General features: G+C 60.1%; 2 protein-coding genes and 1 pseudogene. All 3 read right to left on the bottom strand.

Going from position 1 to position 2,400, the window contains the following annotated elements; genetic code table 11:
* Positions 1-241: hypothetical protein (locus WCA53_RS07770; RefSeq protein WP_423907634.1), on the bottom strand; the 241-nt coding region annotated here is incomplete at its 3' end.
* Entirely contained in the window at positions 228-1,508 is a 1,281-nt protein-coding gene (locus WCA53_RS07765; RefSeq protein WP_423907632.1) for a hypothetical protein, read from the bottom strand. The genes WCA53_RS07770 and WCA53_RS07765, both read right to left, overlap by 14 nt.
* 8 nt (positions 1,509-1,516) lie before the next feature.
* Positions 1,517-2,400, bottom strand: a pseudogene (locus WCA53_RS07760) (type II secretory pathway protein); the annotation flags it as partial.

Below are 2,400 nucleotides of genomic sequence, written 5' to 3'. Positions count from 1 at the left end.
GTGCGGGCTTGCGCGGTGGGGCCGGCGTTTCTGCAGGTGCTGCAACCGGGGCGGCTATTGGTGCGCTGAGACCAACGCCGTTGGTTGCGGTCGAATCCGGAGCCTTACTCATGGATTTGACGATCTGCTCGCGTGCCAGCCCATCGATGTCGTCGAGCGTAAGGTGCTTCTCTTGCGCATGGGCGGCGCCCACGAGCGAGAGCGCGAACAAGCCGGCCAGAGCGGTCTTATTTGAGAACATAATATTTACCCTTCGCCGTGAAATGAATGCCTGTTCCGTCTTCCTTCAACTCGACGTCGAGGGTGTCCAGCGCCATGTTGCGCGGCAGGCGCTCGAGTAATGGGCTCTGCCACTTGTATCCTTCAATGGTCCACTCACCTCGTAGCACGAGCGCCCCTTGGATTTGTCCCGGAAGCGGCTGCCGGGCGACAATCAGTTGCGGTTGCCGTATATCGACCTTGTAGCCGTGACTGTCCAGCATCACGGGGTCCATCGATAGCTTTTGCGGTTCGGTTTGCAATGCCTCTATGAGCGCCTGGCTCGTAGGCCACGTCGTCTCATCGGCAAGCGCGACGCGCTGGATCGCTATGACGTTCGGTCCACGGGTATCGAGATGCCAGCCGTCGGCGTTGAATACGATCGGGCGCATTGACGCGGGCGCGAGCAAGTCGAAGTCCCCGAAGGTCCCTCCCCTGCGCTTGTACGTGACGACGCAAGAACCGATCACCCCGCAGTGCGCATTGGAGAACTGCCATCCTGCGAAGTTGCTTTCCGTGTTGCCGAACTGAGTCAGGAGCTTGGGCACGAGGACAGACGCTAACGGCGCCGGAGCCGCCAGCGTTCGTGCAACTGCCGCCTGATAGTCCTGCATGTACGTCGGGGCCGGTGCTGCGGGAGGCGGAGGCGGGTTGAAGAATTCGACCGCCTTGCTGATGCCGTAACCCGCGGCGCACATAATGACCAGGACCGGCACGATGGTCGGGACTGTGACCGGTAGCTTTTTAACAAGGCCGACCTTGCGCGCGGCAAGCAACTCGCGGACCTCGAACGTTTCGTCAACGTCCTGAAGTTGTGGTCCGTATCCGAGCGTCGTCAGAATGAGGCCAGCCTTCGCGCACTGATCTTCAATCGCCTCGCGACGAGTGGCCAGCGCGACGAGGGCGACATCCTCGTCGGCCGTCACCGCGCCACGGACTACATGGATGAGGTGAACAAGCTGTTCGTCTTGAATCAGGACCAGCACGGCGGGCCGGCTTCGCACGCGTTCGAGCAATGCGATCCGTGCAGCTGCCGAGTGGAGCTTGACGCCCTTTCGCTCGGCGACGTCTGGCGCGCAAAAGCCACCGATCGTTTCGCCCTTGGTCTTCAGCTCGACGAAGTGCGTCGCGCCAAATTCGTGGGCGTAGCGACGCCGCTCGGCAGACGCACCTTTGATTGCGTAAGCGCGCCATTCCAGCCCGAAAACAAGCCGCGCGTCTTTCTCGCCGGGGATAGGTTCGAAATGCATGCCGTGGCTCACATCGACGGAATAACGGTCGCTGTCAACATGATGACCTGGAAGGTTTGCGTCTTATTCCACGTCCCGCTCAGTCCGCCGATACCGTTGTTGCTCGATCCGTCGTCGTGTTTCGTGACCGCGCCGTAAAGGACGATCGTCTGGCCATCCGACAGGGCAATCGTCTGGTCATCTTTGCTGCCAAGAATGTCGGGCAGTTGAATCTGCTGCGCAGTGGCACCCGTGCCCGTTCCGATCGTGGTGAACGGGCCGTTGAGTTTCGAGTTGTCACTCCAGTAGGAAAGAACGATCTGATTGTGATCGTTCACCGACGGCAAGATGTTGATGAAGTCTCCCACCGTCACCGAGCCGGGCTGCAATCCTGGAACGCCTCCCGACGTGCCAGTGAGCGAGCCCGTTGACGGGGTTGTTGCGGCAAGATATCCCTTCGTCTCAAATGACCCGACCGACACCGGCAGGCCATTCAACGTCATTTTGGTCTGCGTATTGTCATCGATCGTCTTCCCATAGGTGTTCAGCCCGTTGAGCACGGCGTTCGTGCCGGTGAAGGGCGCGTTCGGTTTGAGCACCGACAGGCCGACCGAACCGGCTGCGGTCGCGAGCGAAGTCGGTGAGGCGAAGCTCACTGAATATTCCGCCAGTCCCTGAGAAATCTTGTTGAAAATCACATCGGCGCTCACGCCCGCCTGTGATCCTTTGCTCGTATCAAATTCGAGCGTACGCACGCGGATAGCGACTTGGCGTGTGGAGATTCCGTTCTCGCGAGCGAGCAGGACACTCATCCGGTCCACGGCTTCTTTGGAGTCACGAACCATCACGAGACGGCTTTGGGGATTGACGGTGATTTCGCCCAGCGGCGACTTCAGCTTGTTGAGTTCTGCCT

Source organism: Caballeronia sp. (assembly GCF_049581465.1).
Classification (GTDB): Bacteria; Pseudomonadota; Gammaproteobacteria; order Burkholderiales; family Burkholderiaceae; genus Caballeronia.
The sequence above is the reverse complement of the archived record's forward strand: the minus strand, read 5'-3'. Positions and strand labels throughout refer to the sequence as shown.